Source organism: Pseudomonas sp. MUP55, from assembly GCF_034043515.1.
Classification (GTDB): domain Bacteria; phylum Pseudomonadota; class Gammaproteobacteria; order Pseudomonadales; family Pseudomonadaceae; genus Aquipseudomonas.
In genome coordinates this window covers 436,259-452,989 of sequence record NZ_CP138214.1, presented here as the reverse complement: position 1 = coordinate 452,989, position 16,731 = coordinate 436,259, and the positions used below count along the sequence as shown (strand labels likewise).

The 16,731-nt window shown below is 60.6% G+C and carries 11 protein-coding genes; 3 read left to right on the top strand and 8 right to left on the bottom strand.

The genetic code is table 11. The features are described from left to right. Positions 1-68: 68 nt before the first annotated feature. The 6 genes from SC318_RS01900 to SC318_RS01875 all read right to left on the bottom strand — a co-directional run bounded on the left by SC318_RS01900 (position 69) and on the right by SC318_RS01875 (position 9,943). On the bottom strand, positions 69-638 hold the full coding sequence (locus SC318_RS01900) for a lipocalin family protein (RefSeq protein ID WP_124360872.1): 570 nt from the start codon (positions 636-638) through the stop codon (positions 69-71). Between the two features lie 30 nt (positions 639-668). Beyond that, positions 669-923 (bottom strand): lipoprotein, encoded by a 255-nt coding sequence (locus SC318_RS01895; protein WP_033897714.1) that lies wholly within the window; start codon positions 921-923, stop codon positions 669-671. A gap of 250 nt (positions 924-1,173) precedes the next feature. Next, positions 1,174-2,184, bottom strand: a complete 1,011-nt coding sequence (locus SC318_RS01890; protein ID WP_003187818.1) for a class 1 fructose-bisphosphatase — start codon at positions 2,182-2,184, stop codon at positions 1,174-1,176. Between the two features lie 95 nt (positions 2,185-2,279). Continuing rightward, positions 2,280-3,632 (bottom strand): DUF3999 domain-containing protein, encoded by a 1,353-nt coding sequence (locus tag SC318_RS01885; RefSeq protein ID WP_320431178.1) that lies wholly within the window; start codon positions 3,630-3,632, stop codon positions 2,280-2,282. Next, positions 3,632-7,150 carry a DUF2339 domain-containing protein gene (locus SC318_RS01880; protein ID WP_320429415.1) on the bottom strand — a complete coding sequence of 1,173 codons (3,519 nt, stop codon included), beginning with the start codon at positions 7,148-7,150 and terminating at the stop codon, positions 3,632-3,634. Before SC318_RS01880 ends, SC318_RS01885 begins: the two co-directional genes overlap by 1 nt. Before the next feature lie 342 nt (positions 7,151-7,492). After that, positions 7,493-9,943: a glycogen/starch/alpha-glucan phosphorylase gene (locus tag SC318_RS01875; protein WP_320429414.1), complete on the bottom strand. Its 2,451-nt coding sequence runs from the start codon at positions 9,941-9,943 to the stop codon at positions 7,493-7,495. 252 nt (positions 9,944-10,195) lie between these two features. Here SC318_RS01875 and SC318_RS01870 point away from each other — a divergent pair, with 252 nt between their 5' ends. Then, positions 10,196-10,630, top strand: a complete 435-nt coding sequence (locus SC318_RS01870) for a YkgJ family cysteine cluster protein (protein WP_320429413.1) — start codon at positions 10,196-10,198, stop codon at positions 10,628-10,630. A gap of 192 nt (positions 10,631-10,822) precedes the next feature. On the opposite strand, the gene typA is transcribed toward SC318_RS01870, so the two are convergent. Both typA and thiI read right to left on the bottom strand, forming a co-directional pair. Beyond that, positions 10,823-12,643, bottom strand: a complete 1,821-nt coding sequence (gene typA, locus SC318_RS01865; RefSeq protein ID WP_032890153.1) for a translational GTPase TypA — start codon at positions 12,641-12,643, stop codon at positions 10,823-10,825. Between the two features lie 139 nt (positions 12,644-12,782). Next, positions 12,783-14,237, bottom strand: a complete 1,455-nt coding sequence (gene thiI, locus SC318_RS01860; protein WP_320429412.1) for a tRNA uracil 4-sulfurtransferase ThiI — start codon at positions 14,235-14,237, stop codon at positions 12,783-12,785. A gap of 334 nt (positions 14,238-14,571) precedes the next feature. Between thiI and glnA the strand changes: the two genes are divergently transcribed. Both glnA and SC318_RS01850 read left to right on the top strand, forming a co-directional pair. Next, on the top strand, positions 14,572-15,978 hold the full coding sequence (glnA, locus tag SC318_RS01855; RefSeq protein WP_024072899.1) for a glutamate--ammonia ligase: 1,407 nt from the start codon (positions 14,572-14,574) through the stop codon (positions 15,976-15,978). Positions 15,979-16,131: 153 nt separating this feature from the next. Continuing rightward, positions 16,132-16,716, top strand: coding sequence for a chorismate mutase (locus tag SC318_RS01850; protein ID WP_320431177.1), 585 nt, complete (start codon positions 16,132-16,134; stop codon positions 16,714-16,716). The last annotated feature ends 15 nt before the right edge of the window (positions 16,717-16,731 follow it).

Here is a 16,731-nt window from a genome sequence, read left to right as displayed (position 1 = left end):
ACATCTGATACTGACACACCGCTCTCGGGGGCAAGCCCCCTCCCACATTTGGATTTAGGGTGATCCCGTTACTGCGAAGTCTTGGCCATCTGCTTGTCCGACGTGCGCCAGATCAAACGAGTGGTGTCATACCCCTGCTGTCGCGCTCGGCTCAGCAGGTCTTCACGGGTATCGGCGCTTACCGTCGGCGTGCGCGACAGGATCCACATATAACGTCGGCTCGGGCTGCCGACGATGGCTGTCTTGTAGTCATCGCTGACATACAGCACCCAATAATCGCCCTTGGCGACGCCCGGCAGTAGCGACGTAAACCAGTTATCGAATTCGACCCAGAGCTTGTCGGTCTTGCCCGGCACCTGTGGCGTGGCCGTGCCTTTGGCTTCCTGCCATTTCCACTCAGGCGTCAGGCAGCGGTTGAACACCGACATGTCGCCATCGGGCAGCAAGGTGTAGCGCGCTTCGGATTGTGCGCAGTTGCGCTGGAAGTACATCGGCAAACGGGCCAACTCGTACCAGGTACCCTGGTAACGCTTGAGGTTGACGTTGCTCGCGGTCTTGGGTTGCAGATCATCGCCAGAATGGCTGGCGCAGCCTGCCAAAAACAGGCTGGCGCAAAGGAACACAACAAAACGCATCATTCTTCTTCTCCCGCAGGCTCGCGCCCCGGTTTACTTCAGGCCTTGCCCGGAAAACATCAGAACTTTGTCACCGGCGTACTGCACGCTGATAAAGCTGTTTTTATCGCCCCAGGTGCAGCTGGACATGCCCAGTGCGCCGGAACAATCGGTTGGCTTGCCCAGCAACGACTCTACCTCGGCCTTGGCCATACCGGCCGACAGTTTCTGGTAGTTTTCTTGGTTGACCTTGCTGCAAGCGGCTAACAGCACGCAAAAAGCCAGCAGGGCGAGACGGCGTAAAGACATGGAAAAGCTCCTGGAGAGACAAAGCAGCTGGGGTATCTGCCAGAAGCTTAGAAGGGAAAAGAGGTGTCTGGTTCCCGACGAGCGAAAACAAAAAAGCCCCGAAAACGCTGAAACGTTTCGGGGCTTCTCATCGCTCAAAGCTAACTGCTTTGAACGTGGCGAGGCAGCTTGCTACCGCTGGGCTGCAAAGCAGCCCTGAAAACCTTGCGGGCGCTACGCACCCGAGCGGGAGCAAGCTTTCTCGCCACAGTTACTTCTTGTGATACGCCGTCACACGCTCAACCTCTTCCTTCGAACCCAGGAACACCGCCACACGCTGGTGCAGGCCTTCGGGCTGGATGTCGAGGATGCGCTGGTGGCCGTCAGTGGACGCACCGCCCGCCTGCTCGACCAGGAAGGACATCGGGTTGGCTTCGTACATCAGGCGCAGTTTGCCCGGCTTGGAAGGCTCACGGCTGTCACGTGGGTACATGAACAGGCCACCACGGGTCAGGATGCGGTGCACGTCGGCAACCATGGCAGCGACCCAGCGCATGTTGAAGTTTTTCTTCAACGGGCCTTCTTCGCCTTCCATCAACTCGTTGACGTAGCGTTTCACCGGTTCTTCCCAGTGACGCTGGTTGGACATGTTGATCGCAAATTCCTGAGTGGAAGCAGGAATGGAGATGTCTTCGTGGGTGAGTACGAAGCTGCCCATTTCGCGGTCCAGGGTGAAGCCTTTGACGCCATCGCCCAGGGTCAGCACCAGCATGGTCTGCGGGCCGTAGATGGCATAACCGGCAGCGACCTGCTCGGTGCCAGGCTGCAGGAAGGCCTTTTCGTTCAGGGCTTCGTTCTGGCTCAGGTATTCGTTCGGGCAACGCAGTACCGAGAAGATGGTACCGACCGGCGCATTGATGTCGATGTTGGAGGAGCCGTCCAGTGGGTCGAATACCAGCAGGTACGCGCCTTTAGGGTATTTGCCCGGAATCTGGTAGGCATTGTCCATCTCTTCGGAAGCCATGCCGGCCAGGTGACCGCCCCATTCGTTGGCTTCGAGCAGGATTTCGTTGGACAGCACGTCCAGTTTCTTCTGCACTTCGCCCTGCACGTTTTCAGTGCCCATGCTGCCCAGGACACCGCCCAGTGCGCCTTTGGACACGGCGTGGCTGATTTCCTTGCAGGCACGCGCCACCACTTCGATAAGGAAGCGCAGATCGGCAGGCGTGTTGTTGCTGCGGGTCTGCTCGATCAAATAGCGACTCAAGGTAACGCGGGACATGGAAGGCTCCGATGAATGGGGGGCTGAAAACCCGCGCAGTTTAGCGCGAGTCGGGGCTGATTTCCTCTAATCAGAGGATTTAACGCCAATAGAGTTCACGGCTGGCCCTGCGGTTTGCGCAACAGGCTGTAGGCCATCGCCCCGAGAGCAGCCACACCGAGCAGCAACACGGCCCACAGACCGAGCTTTTTCCAGTCGGTGCCCACCGGCGGCGATACGGCAACGGCAGCGGGCTTGAGCACCACCTCCCCCGCCAGCCTGGCCTGCCCCAGTGCGCTGAAACGCTCAGCGTTGTAGTCGGGAATCAAGGTAGACAGCGGCAGGTTGGCCGCCTTGACCGACCCGTTCCCCAGTGCCAGCGTGAACGGTGGCTCGCCCCGCGCCAGGAACACAAGCTGTGTGGCGCGTACCGCAAAGCGCAACGCCGGGGCTTCGCTGCCCAAGCCACCGCCGCGCTCATCCACTTGCAGTTTCAGCTCAGCGACCGTCTGACCCGGCAACTGCAATTGGTCCTGCATCACGTCCTTGCCGTTCTGGGTCAGGCGGTACAACAACCCTTTGCTCAACGGCTGCCACGTCTGCCTGGCATCACTTCGCCCCAGCAGCGTCACAGGTGCCAAGGTGTTGGGCTGCTTGAGCTCGATACGCAGGCGCTCGACATTCAGGCCCGTCGGCAACTGCCAGCTATATTCACCGGCCGTGAGCCGCACGCCCGCCAGCGGCTGCGACCACACCAGCGGCAACGGCAGGCTGCTGCGGGTCGCACTCGCCAGCGTGGCAGACGTCAGCAGGGGCGCCGCCTGCCCCTGCCACACCAGGCGCAGGTAACGCGCTGATTGGCCCGGCAAGCTGACGTCATGCTGTTCAACCCGCTCATCGGCAAACGACAGGCGCGCCACTTGCCCGTCACCCCAGGCTTCCCAGTGCTGCAAGTCGTTGCTGGCTTCGATGCTGAAACGCTGGAAACCGTCCTGTTCGCGGCTCCAGTCGAGGCTCAGTTGTTGCAACGGTGCCTTGATCGCGCTCGCGTCCAACACCCAGCCACGCAGGACCTGCTTGCCGGGTTTCGCAGCGCTGGCCGGTTTGATTTCAACCAGCGTGCCTTCGGCCGTGGTTTTCATTACCACACCGGGCAGGTTTTCCTGAGTGTCGGCGGCGTACAGCGGGAACCACTTCACCGGCGTCACATCGCGGCTTTCAGTGTGCGAGGGTGACTGACGCGACAGCGCATAAGCCTGCGCTTCGCCGGCGGCGTTAAATACCCGCACATCGCTGAGGTCGGCCTGACGGGCGCTCAATTGCACGGCCAAGGGCAATTCGAGGCGATACCAGGGGCCGTCGCCGCTGACACTCAGCGCCACCTGGGTACTGAAGTCGGCGGGTGTTTCCTGGGCCCACGCGGACAAGGTCACACAGATGCCCACCACGACTACGCTCAACTTACCGATCAAGAGGCTGCTCCTTCAGTTTCCAGTACAGGCTCGGCGCGCTTGGGCGGCAGTGGCGCGAAGTAGCCCACCACCAGTAACAATGCGCCAACGCCGATGAACGAAACGATCCGCGCCAGGCCGCCACGGTTGCTCAGTTCGACAAAAAACAGCTTGGCCACCACCACGGCAATCAATACCGCGCCGATCAGCCACACCTCGCGACGATGACGCAGGTGGCCGCCGATCATCAGGCCCAGGGCGACCAGGGTCCAGACGATCGACAGGCCGGCTTGCACCAGCATGGATTCGAGCAACGCATCCAGATGGAACGGCACGCCGCCCCGATGGTGGGCAGTGCGCATCACCAGCGCGGTGAAGAACGCAAACAGTGAAAGCCCCGCGATGCCTTGGGCGAGCCGCTCGGCATGTGGCCCGCGTTGCGGTGCCACGCTTCGTGTCCACACATACACACCCAGCAATGCGAACAGCAGGCCCAGGTCCAGCGGGTTCAGCAAGGGCACGTAGGGCAAAGGATTGGCCGTACCGTCGCTGAACATATTCGCCAGCCAGAACCAACCGAGCATCAGCACCGCCAGGGGCAGCGCTGCGAATACGCGGTATTCCCTGGCATACGCCGACACCGGCCACGCAAACCTGCGCGGCGCGGCGGCCAGCACAAGGTAGAGGCTTGGCAGGATCGCCCAACCCAGCCAGCGCCAGGCGTTGTATTCGGCCGTAAAGCGCAGTAACCCGTAGCGCAGCTCCAGCGCCAACAGGCCAAGCAACATCCAGCAGCCCAGCACATGGGCGATGCCCAGCCCTCTGCGCGGAGCCACCGCCGCCAAGCAGCGCAGTGAAACGAAATGCACCGCGAACAGCGCCGGCCACGCCAGCCAGCCGTAATGCGCCGCCGGGTGATAATAGGTATGGGCGCTCAGCAGCAAAACCACACTCGCCGTCGGCATCAGCAAGGTGCACAACAGGCCCAGTGACGACCACTTCAGCCGCCAGGCCAGCAACGTCCAGATCGCCACGCTGATCGCCGCGCCGGCCAGCAGGAAAGCGCCGCGCAGCTCGACGGGAACAAACCTCAGCACTTCGCCCGCCACAGCCAGCGTCCACCAGGCCGCGCCCCACACCAATAACAGGTCGGACAGGCGTTGCAGTTTCAGCGACGCAAACAGCGGCGCATGGGGTTCACGTTGCAAACGCCAGGCGCCCACCAAGGCCGCCAGCCCCAGCACCATCGGCGTCCAGAAACCGCTGTGCGCCAAGGGGCTAAAGCCCTCGCCCGTCAACGGCCCGACCCACTGCGGCACGGCGAGCAGGAACGACCCGCCGCCAACCAGTTGCAGCAGCAGACCAAACACAAAACTGACGCGCTGTTGCAGGTACAGGCTCAGCCAGATAATCAACAAACCACTGGCCGCCCATACGCCGCTGGCGCTTTCCCATGGCAGTACGAACAGTACGGCCAGGTTGATCAACACCAGACCGGCCAGCAACACCACCGACAGCCCGCGCAACAGCCGCCCATCACTGCGCACCTTTTCGTCACGCGCCGCCAGCAGCATGCCTGCAATCAAGGCCAGGCCGATCAACGAGGCGGTGATTAAACCGCCCCAGCCCGCACTGAATACCGCCGCCCCTTCACCGCCTCGCAAGCGCAGCAGGAACAACGCGCCGCCCAGCAACTGCACGGCGAAGGCGGTGAAGATGAAGGTGCGTGAGCCGATGCGCAGGCCAACAAACAACGTCACCAGACCAGCGACTGCCCAACTGATGGCGGTGCCTTGGGTCAGCAACAGCAGCGGCGCGAGCAGGTATAGAAAGCCCAGGCCCAGGCTCGCCAGCACCGGCAACCCGTTGCGCTCCCACTCCCTCGCCTGTTCGGTCGGCGCCTTGCGCAAATGGTGGAAGCTGAACAGCAGCGCCGCGCCCAGCAGCAGCGCGCCCAATGGCGCGCCGTCGAGCAAGGTCCGCTCGCCGGGGTGCAGCTCGCTGAGGAACGCCAGCGCCGAACCCAACTGCAGCAGCAAGCCAAACACCCGCGCCAGTGGCCTTTGCTGACGCAAGCCCAGCCAGAAAATCCCCGCCCCTTCCACCGCCCAGGCCGCAGCGGTCCAGCGCGCGTCCAGCCCCAGGGGAATGGCCAGGCTGGCAAAGATCACGCCCAGCGCCAGACAGGTTTGCGCCAGCAGCAAGGCGCGACCGCCGCTCAATAACCGCGCCAGGCCCATATAGATAATGCCAAGGCCCAACGCGCTGAAGGCGGCGGCAAATTCCAGGTGCTGGACCAGCGCGAACTGCAAGCCGAACCCCACCAGCGGCGGGCCGAACAGCAGGCTCCCGTCGACATAATCGCCCTTGGCCGCCGACCAGCGCAGCAACCCATCACGGTCCTCGGGCGCATTTCCCGCCTCCAGCAATTTGCGCCGAGCAAACAGTAGACCGATGGCCAGGTACATCAGGAAAAACACAATCAGGAACGGCTCGGTGCTCCACAGCAGTTCGGGGGTGTAGGAGCGCACGCCCCAGGCAAAGCCAATGCCGAAGGTGCCGACAAAACCGATGAGATTGAGCAAACGCCAAGCCTTGAACCAGGCGATGGCGAGGATGCCGGCGTTGAGCAACGCGAAATAACTGAACAATGCGACATGGTTACCGGCGCCGGTCGACGTGAGGATCGGTGCCGCGAAACCACCGAGCGCCGCGGCGCAGGCCAGGCCCAACGCATCCTGAGTAACGGCCAGGATCGCCGAGAACACCGTGACCGCCACCAACAGGCCCAACGCCGCGCCTGGGTCGATCAGCGGGTGCAGGCGCATCGCCGCAAACACCGTGAGGTACAGCACCGCGATGCCGGTGCCTTGCAGCATCAGCCCGTACTGGCGGTTGCGCAGTCGCAGCCACCAGCCCAGGCCCAGCAGGCCGACGGCAGCTGCGCCAACCCCGGCGTAGCGCAGCTCGACCGGCACCACCATGCCTTCGGTGGCGTAACGCAGCAGGAACGCCAGGCCGAGAAACAACAGCACGACCCCGACGCGCAGCACAGTGTTGCCGCCAAACAACCAATTGCGCGCAGCGCTGATGCCGCGTTCGATCAGGTTGGGCTCGCGGGGGGTGGCAGGCGCTTGAGGACGCGCCGAAGCAACCCGAACGGTGTCCGGCAGCGGCTGGCTCGGTTCGGCCACCACGGCGACGGGTGTCACTTCAGCCGGCAGCTCCCAGACAAGCTCGGAGGCCTTGGCGACAGATTGAGGTTGAGGTTGAGGTTCAGGAGTAGGCGCTTCAACCACGACGCTATGGGTCGGCAGCGGTACTTCCAGTTGCCGCAGGCGCTCGCCCAGGGCTATCAGGGCTTTCTGCGTGGTTTCCAGCTGTTGCGCCTGCTGGTCCGCCTGGGTCGCCAGTTTCGACAGGCGAATCGCCTGGCCGATGCCCAACCCCAATAACGCACCAATGCCCGCATCGCTGAACGACTCATCGAGCGTCCAGCCGAGCACCAGGCCAATCAGCATGAAAATCCATTGCATGGTCGATATTCCCTAAGCAGCCCGAGGCGGGCAAACCGGGGGCCAGTATATCGACGCGCAACCAATGTGGGAGGGGGCTTGCCCCCGATAGCGGTGTTCCAGTCGACATATCTGTTAACTGGTAGACCGTTATCGGGGGCAAGCCCTGATGCCAGTCAGCCAAGAAGCAGCAGAAGCGAGGAGTCATCTGTGGCGAGGGAGCTTGCTCCCGCTGGGCCGCGAAGCGGCCCCAAACAATGGGCCTGCTGCGCAGTCCAGCGCGAGCTTGCTCCCTCGCTACAGGTACGGTGCTAGCCTTAACTAACTGGCATTAGGGCAAGCCCCCACTTTTTACTGCGGTGTTTAATCGAGCGCTTTCCAGATCTCGGTGGCGTACTCGCGGATCGTCCTGTCCGAGGAGAACCAGCCCATGCGCGCCGTATTCAGCACCGCCGAGCGCCACCACGCCTTGGAATCATGCCAATGCGCCTCGACCCGCGCCTGGGCATCCCAGTAGGCGTCGAAGTCAGCGCACACCAGGAAGCGGTCGTAGTCGATCAGCCCGTCGATCAAGCCCACATAACGGCCCGGATCATCTGGCGAGAACACCCCGCCACGGATCGCTTGCAACACATCGTTCAAGCGATGGGATGCGGCGATATCCGGCCCGGCATTGAACTCGCCGGCATGCTTGCGAGCCTCTACCTGCTGGGCGCTGAGGCCAAAGATGAACATGTGCTCTGCACCCACGCGCTCGTGCATCTCCACGTTGGCGCCGTCCATGGTACCGATGGTCAGCGCGCCGTTGAGGCCGAACTTCATGTTACTGGTGCCCGACGCCTCGAAACCGGCGGTAGAGATCTGCTCCGACAAGTCAGCCGCCGGAATGATGCTTTCCGCCAGGCTGACGTTGTAGTTAGGCAGGAACACCACCTTGAGCAAGCCGCGCACGGTCGGGTCGTTGTTGACGGTGCGGGCGATGTCGTTGGTCAGCTTGATGATCAGCTTGGCCTGGTGATAACTCGCCGCGGCCTTGCCGGCGAAGATTTTCACCCGCGGCACCCAATCGACCTCCGGCTCGGCCCGGATCGCCTGATACAGCGCCACGGTGTGCAGCAGGTTGAGCAACTGGCGCTTGTACTCGTGGATACGCTTGACCTGCACGTCGAACATCGCCGCCGGGTTCACCGAAATGCCCAGGCGCTCATGGATGATCTCGGCCAGCGCACGCTTGCTGTGCAGGCGTTGGTCGGCGAAGGCTTTGCGGAAGGTTTGTTTCTCGGCGAAAGTTTCCAGCTCGCCCAGGCGGGTTTCCATGGTGTCGAGAATGTCCGGCCCCAGCGCGTCCACCAGCATATCGGTGAGTTTGGGGTTGGCCTGGTACAGCCAGCGGCGGAAGGTGATGCCGTTGGTTTTGTTGTTGATGCGCTCCGGGTAGAGCTTATGCAGTTCGGAAAACACCGTGCTGCGCATCAGTTGGGTGTGCAGGCCGGACACGCCGTTGACGCTGTGGGAGCCGAGGAATGCCAGGTTGCCCATGCGCACACGTCGGCCATTGTCTTCTTCGATCAACGACACGGCGCGCAGCACGTCAAAGTCATGAATGCCTTTGGCGCGCAGCGAGTCGATGTGCTGGGCGTTGATCAGGTAGATGATCTGCATGTGCCGGGGCAGCATGCGCTCCATCAAGCCCACAGGCCAGGTTTCCAACGCCTCGGGCAGCAAGGTGTGGTTGGTGTAGGAAAGGGTTTCGACGGTAACGTCCCACGCGGCTTCCCACGGGATGTCGTGCAGGTCGACCAACTGGCGCATCAACTCGGCCACGGCGATGGACGGGTGGGTATCGTTGAGCTGGATAGCCGCGTGTTCGCCCAGGCTGAGCACCGAGCCGTGCATGTTCTTGTGACGGCGCAGCAAGTCTTGCAACGAGGCCGAAACGAAGAAGTATTCCTGGCGCAGGCGCAGTTCCTGCCCGGCTTCGGTGCTGTCGGCCGGGTAGAGCACGCGGGAAATGCTTTCAGCGCGGGCCACCTCGGCCACGGCGCCCAGGTGGTCACCGGCGTTGAAGCGCTCCAGGTGCAGGTCTTCCACCGCCCGGGCACGCCACAGGCGCAGGGTGTTGACACTGGCGCCGCGCCAGCCGACTACCGGAGTGTCGTAGGCCACCGCACGTACGGTTTCGCTGGGCGACCACACCTGGATCATCTTGCCGGACGCGTCCGCCAGGGTTTCCACGCTGCCGCCAAAGCCGATCGGGTAGATCACCTCGGCGCGCTCGAACTCCCACGGGTTGCCGAAATCCAGCCAGCGTTCGGTTTGCTCCTGTTGCCAGCCATCGACAATCGCCTGGCGGAACAGGCCGTGCTCGTAACGGATGCCATAACCGTGACCGGCGATGCCCAGGGTCGACATGCTTTCCATAAAGCACGCGGCCAGGCGGCCCAGGCCACCGTTGCCGAGCGCCGCGTCGGGCTCCAGCAGGCGGATGCGCTCAAGGTCGACGCCCAGTTCAGACAAGGCATCGCGAGCGATCTCCAGCACACCGAGATTACTCAGGCTGTCGTAGAGCAAGCGGCCGATAAGAAATTCGAGCGAGAGGTAATAGACCCGTTTCTGGCCTTTGCGGTAGATCCGCCGCGTATGGTCCATCCAGTGGTCGACCATCTGGTCGCGTGCGGCCAGGGCAATGGCTTCGAACCAGTCGTGGTCGAAGGCGTGATCCGGGTCCTTGCCCACCGCGTAGGTGAGTTTGGTCAAGACGGCATCGCGAAATGCGGCTACCTCTGCTTCTCGTGCAAGTGGTTCCTGAGACATCAATTGCGACCTCGGGCGAGATAGAAGGAGTTGCTAGAGCCTAGACGGTCTGACAGACGGTGACCTGTCTGGTTCGGCAGTTTTTTAACGCATTTACCTTTATCGGGGTTTAATGCATTGGCCGTGCCTGTTTTGAACCCAACTGCTCAACGGCAAGCACCTTCTGACCGAAACTCAGAAAATATTGTTCAAAAAAACACCAATCCCGGTATGATCGCGCGCCCGGACACAGCCCCACCTTTTGGAACCCCGATGAAGCCTCAACTGATCGCCGCCGCGGAACTCGACCGTCTCGAGACCTGGCAGAAATATTCTGCCCATATGTGCGGTGGCTGCGTGTCCAGCTGCTGCACGCTGCCGGTCGAAGTGAAGATCAAGGACCTGATCCGCATCGGCATCGTCGACGAGTTCGAGCGCGGCGACCCGCCGAAGAACATCGCCAAGCGCTTGCAGAAGGAAGGCATCGTCGAGCGCTTCAATTCCAAATCCGAGATTTTTACCCTGCAGCGCATGAGCAACACCGACTGCCTGTACCTGGATCGTAAGACGCGCTTTTGCACTATTTATGACAAACGTCCGGATACCTGCCGCAACCACCCGAAAATCGGGCCACGACCGGGGTATTGCGCGTACAAGCCCAAGGAAGTGGTGCGCGAGACTAATTTCAAGACCCTCGACAAGTTCTGATCCGGATTTTGTGGGGCTCTCTCGGGCCTCATCGGGGGCAAGCCCCCTCCCACATTTTGAATGTATTCACAGGTCAAGGTGGGAGGGGGCTTGCCCCCGATAGGGCCGGCACAGTCACTACTAAATCTGCAGACATAAAAAAACGCCCCCGGCCTTTCGACCGGGGGCGTTTTTCATTCAGCCTGAGTTAACTCAGTTCTTGGCTTTCTTGGCAGCGCGGGTACGCTCGCCTTCGTCCAGGATTTTCTTACGCAGACGGATCGACTTCGGCGTTACTTCGCACAGCTCGTCGTCCTGGATGAATTCCAGGGCCTGTTCCAGGGTGAAGCGAACAGGTGGAACCAGAGCGATGGTTTCGTCTTTGCCCGAAGCACGCATGTTGTCGAGCTTCTTGCCTTTGGTTGGGTTGACGCCCATGTCGTTGTCACGGCTGTTCAGACCAACGATCTGACCGTTGTAGATCTCTTGACCGTGTTCAACGAACAGCTTGCCACGCGCCTGGAGGGTTTCCAGGGAGTAGGTCAGTGCCTTGCCGGTTTCTACCGATACCAGAACACCGTTCTGACGGCCGGACATGTCGCCGGACTTCATGGTGTCGTAGCGATCGAAGATCGAGGTCAGGATGCCAGCACCGTTGGTCAGGGTCAGGAACTGGTTACGGAAACCGATCAGACCACGAGCAGGGATGTTGTATTCCAGACGTACACGGCCTTTGCCATCCGGCACCATGTTGGTCAGGTCGCCCTTACGCAGGCCCATCTCTTCCATGACCTTGCCCTGGGATTCTTCAGGGGTGTCGATGGTGACGTTTTCGAACGGTTCCTGCTTCACGCCGTCAACCTGACGGATGATCACTTCCGGACGACCAACACCCATTTCGAAGCCTTCGCGACGCATGGTTTCGATCAGTACCGAGAGGTGCAGCTCACCACGGCCGGAGACCTTGAACTTGTCAGCCGAGTCGCCTTCTTCAACGCGCAGAGCAACGTTGTACAGCAGCTCTTTGTCCAGACGCTCCTTGATGTTACGGGAGGTCACGAACTTGCCTTCTTTACCGCAGAATGGCGAGTCGTTTACCTGGAAGGTCATGGAAACGGTTGGCTCGTCAACGGTCAGAGGCTTCATCGCCTCGACGTTGTCCGGCTGGCACAGGGTGTCGGAGATGAACAGCGAGTCCATGCCGCTGACGCACACGATGTCGCCGGCGAAGGCTTCTTCGACGTCGATGCGGTGCAGGCCGTGGTGGCCCATCAGCTTCAGGATACGGCCGTTACGCTTCTTGCCGTCGGCGCCGATGGCGACAACCGGGGTGTTCGGCTTGACGCTACCACGAGCGATACGGCCAACGCCGATAACACCCAGGAAGCTGTTGTAGTCCAGTGCCGAGATTTGCATCTGGAACGGGCCGTCACGGTCAACTTTAGGCGCCGGTACGTTGTCGACGATCGACTGGTACAGCGGGGTCATGTCTTCAGCCATGTCGGTGTGTTCCAGACCGGCAATGCCGTTCAGGGCCGAGGCGTAGACGACTTTGAAGTCCAGCTGTTCTTCGGTGGCACCCAGGTTGTCGAACAGGTCGAAGATCTGGTCCAGAACCCAGTCCGGACGCGCGCCTGGACGGTCAACCTTGTTGATGCACACGATCGGACGCAGGCCGGCTTCGAAAGCCTTCTTGGTCACGAAACGGGTTTGCGGCATAGGGCCGTCTTGAGCGTCAACCAGCAGCAGAACGGAGTCAACCATCGACATTACGCGTTCTACTTCGCCGCCGAAGTCGGCGTGGCCCGGGGTATCCACGATGTTGATGTGATAGCCGTTCCAGTTGATAGCGGTGTTTTTTGCCAGGATGGTAATACCGCGCTCTTTTTCCTGGTCGTTGGAGTCCATCACGCGCTCGTCGTTGAGCTCGTTGCGCTCCAGGGTGCCGGATTGACGCAGGAGTTTGTCTACCAGGGTGGTTTTACCATGGTCAACGTGAGCAATGATGGCGATGTTACGTAGATTTTCGATCACTTGTGTATCTCGATCAGAGGATTCGGTGTGCTGACAGGTCGTGGCAGCGATTTACAGTAGAGTCAGGCCTTGCCGTTACAGCTTGACGGCAGAGTCGGGGGGCCGGTGACGCAGGCCACAGGCAAACAGCCCCGGGCTCTTAGCTCGGTCGATAAACGCGCACATTGGCATGCCCCTCACTGAGCAAATGGTGGGCATGCAGGCGACTCATCACGCCTTTGTCGCAATACAACAGGTACTGACGGCTGTTATCCAGTTCCTTGAAACGCGCGTTCAATGCATAGAACGGCAGCGTTTGTACGTCGATGCCGGCGATTTCCAGCGGCTCATCCTCAGCGGCATCCGGGTGACGGATGTCGATGACGATCTGGCCGGCCAGGGCTTCGTCGACTTCTTCGATCTGCACATCCTGGCCCAATTCGTCGATCACTCGATCGATTGGCACCAGTTTGGCGTTCTCGAGCGCACGCTCCAGAATCGCCATGTCGAATTCTTTCTCTTCATGCTCCACGCGGTGACGCTTGGCGTGGGTCTTGGGGTTCACCGAAATGACCCCGCAGTATTCAGGCATATGCTTGGCAAAATCGGCGGTGCCGATCTGCTCGGCCTGATCAATGATGTCCTGCTTGTGGCTGGCGATCAGCGGGCGCAACACCAGTTTCTCGGTGACGCAATCGATGATCGACAGGTTCGGCAGCGTCTGGCTGGACACCTGGGAGATCGCCTCGCCGGTCACCAGCGCGTCGATCTGCAACTGATCGGCAATTCGCGACGCCGCGCGCAACATCATACGCTTCAATACGACGCCCATATGACCGTTATCGACTTTGCCGAGAATTTCGCCCAGCACTTCCTCGAACGGTACGCTCACAAATAGCACGCGTTGGGAGCTGCCGTACTTCTTCCAGATAAAGTGCGCGACTTCCATCACGCCCAATTCGTGTGCACGCCCGCCCAGGTTGAAGAAGCAGAAGTGGCTCATCAGGCCGCGACGCATGATCTGGTAAGCCGCCACGGTCGAATCGAAACCGCCGGACATCAGCACCAGGGTCTGCTCCAGGGCGCCCAGCGGGTAGCCGCCGATGCTGTTGTGCTGGCTGTGGATCACGAACAACCGTTGGTCGCGAATTTCCATGCGAACTTCGATTTCGGGTGCTTTCAGGGAAATTCCGGCGGCACCGCACTCGCGACGCAGCTTGCTGCCGACGTATTTTTCCACATCCATGGAGCTGAACGGGTGCTTGCCGGCACGCTTGCAGCGCACCGAAAAAATCTTGCCGGCCAGCGCGTCACCGAAGTGCTGCCTGCACTTGTCGGTGATGTCGTCGAAGTCGCCCAGCGGGTATTCGTCCACCTGCAGGAAATGCGCGATGCCCGGCATGCAACTCAGGCGTTCGGTCATGTCCTTCAAGGCTTTGGCGTCGGTCAGGCGGGTTTCCAGCTCGAGGTTGTCCCACACGCCATTCACCACCACAGCCGGGTCCAGGTCACGGAGCACGGCACGGATGTTCTTGGCCAACTGACGGATGAAACGCGTCCGTACCGGTCGGCTTTTGATGGTGATCTCGGGGAAGACTTTAACGATTAATTTCATGGAAACAGCGCGCGCCGGGCCTGCTGAAAAAGGGGGGCGCGGATTATAGCGGAAATCGCTCAAGGTTTAACCAGTTAATATGCATCACCTGTGCAACGCACCAAAACGGGTCATTTGCGCCGAATAACGCTACATTGCAGTGCGCTATTTATCGCGCTTTGGCCGATTGCACCGTTATAGGGGCCATTTTGAGGCAAAAAGGCCATGTTGGCGCACTGGCATGCAATTTGCTCTCTTGTGAGGCAGGTTGCCTTGGCGGAGTATCCGCGCCGGCATCACCCAAATTCTAAGGGCTAACTCCACTACCCTAGCCCGAAGCCACCCGGAGGACACCATGTCGAAGTCGGTTCAACTCATCAAAGATCATGACGTTAAATGGATTGATCTGCGCTTCACGGACACCAAAGGTACTCAGCACCACGTGACCATGCCGGCTCGCGACGCGCTGGATGATGCTTTCTTCGAAGAAGGCAAGATGTTCGACGGTTCCTCCATCGCTGGCTGGAAAGGCATCGAAGCCTCCGACATGATCCTGATGCCGGACGACAGCACTGCCGTCCTAGACCCGTTCACCGAAGACCCAACCCTGATCATCGTCTGCGACGTGATCGAGCCTTCGACCATGCAAGGCTACGACCGCGACCCACGTGCGATCGCCAAGCGTGCCGAGGAATACCTGAAGTCGACCGGTATCGGCGACACCGTATTCGTAGGCCCAGAGCCAGAATTCTTCATCTTTGATTCGGTCAAGTTCAAGTCCGACATCTCCGGCTCCATGTTCAAGATCTTCTCCGAACAAGGTTCGTGGATGTCCGACCAGGACGTGGAAGGCGGCAACAAGGGCCACCGTCCAGGTATCAAAGGTGGCTACTTCCCAGTTCCGCCATTCGACCATGACCACGAAATCCGTACCTCCATGTGCAACGCCATGGAAGAAATGGGCCTGGTCATCGAAGTTCACCACCACGAAGTGGCCACTGCTGGCCAGAACGAAATCGGTGTGAAGTTCAACACCCTGGTGGCCAAGGCTGACGAAGTACAGACCCTGAAGTACTGCGTACACAACGTGGCTGATGCCTACGGCCGTACCGCTACCTTCATGCCTAAGCCGCTGTACGGCGATAACGGTTCGGGTATGCACGTTCACCTGTCCATCGCCAAAGAAGGCAAGAACACCTTCGCTGGCGAAGGTTATGCCGGCCTGTCCGACACTGCCCTGTACTTCATCGGCGGTATCATCAAGCACGGTAAGGCCCTGAACGGCTTCACCAACCCGTCGACCAACTCCTACAAGCGTCTGGTCCCAGGTTTCGAAGCGCCGGTCATGCTGGCCTACTCGGCCCGTAACCGTTCGGCTTCGATCCGTATTCCATACGTGTCCAGCCCACGCGCCCGTCGTATCGAAGCGCGCTTCCCGGACCCGGCAGCCAACCCATACCTGGCGTTCGCAGCCCTGGTTATGGCTGGCCTGGACGGTATCCAGAACAAGATCCACCCGGGCGATGCCGCCGACAAGAACTTGTACGACCTGCCGCCTGAAGAGGCCAAAGAGATCCCACAAGTGTGCGGCAGCCTGAAAGAAGCCCTGGAAGAGCTGGACAAGGGCCGTGCGTTCCTGACCAAAGGCGGCGTGTTCAGCGACGACTTCATCGATGCCTACATCGAGCTCAAAAGCGAAGAAGAAATCAAGGTTCGCACCTTCGTACACCCACTGGAATACGAGCTGTACTACAGCTGCTGATCCGGTAGCGCTGCTTGACGTAGCGTGACGAAAAAGGCCTCCTTCGGGAGGCCTTTTTTTGTGGGATTACGCCGCTTTACCGCCTGCAAACCCGATAAAAATGTGGGAGGGGGCTCGCTCCCGATGGCAGAGTGTCAGGCAGCATAGGTACTACTGACACACCGCCATCGGGAGCAAGCCCCCTCCCACAGGAGATCTGCATTGAAACATAGACTCGTGTTCGCCCTGCTGTTCGTCAGTGCCGGCGCCTGCGCCGCACCGCCCACCCTCGAGCCGCTGCTCAACAGCATCGCCGAGCGCCTGGAGATCGCCGATCAGGTGGCCTTGAGCAAATGGGACAGCCACAAGCCCGTAGAAGACAAGAAGCGCGAGCAGGAGGTGATCGCCAGCGTCATCGCCCAGGCACCCGGCTACAAGCTGGACCCCGCCGCCGCCGAACAGTTTTTCTCGGCGCAGATCGAAGCCAACAAACTGGTGCAGTACACCCACCTGTCCGACTGGCAATTCCAGGGCAAGGCGCCCGATGACCCGCGCCCGGACCTGGTCAAGCAGATCCGCCCGCAACTGGACGAGCTGCAAAAACGCCTGCTGCAGCAGTTGGCCGACTTCACCCCTCAGCGCACCGACCCCAAGTGCCCCCAATGGCTCGCCGAAGCCGTGCATGAGCCATTGAATGACCCGCTGCGCCAACTGGCAATGATCCGCGCCACCGCCGAGCTGTGCATCTACAAAGGTTAACGCCTGCAAACCCAA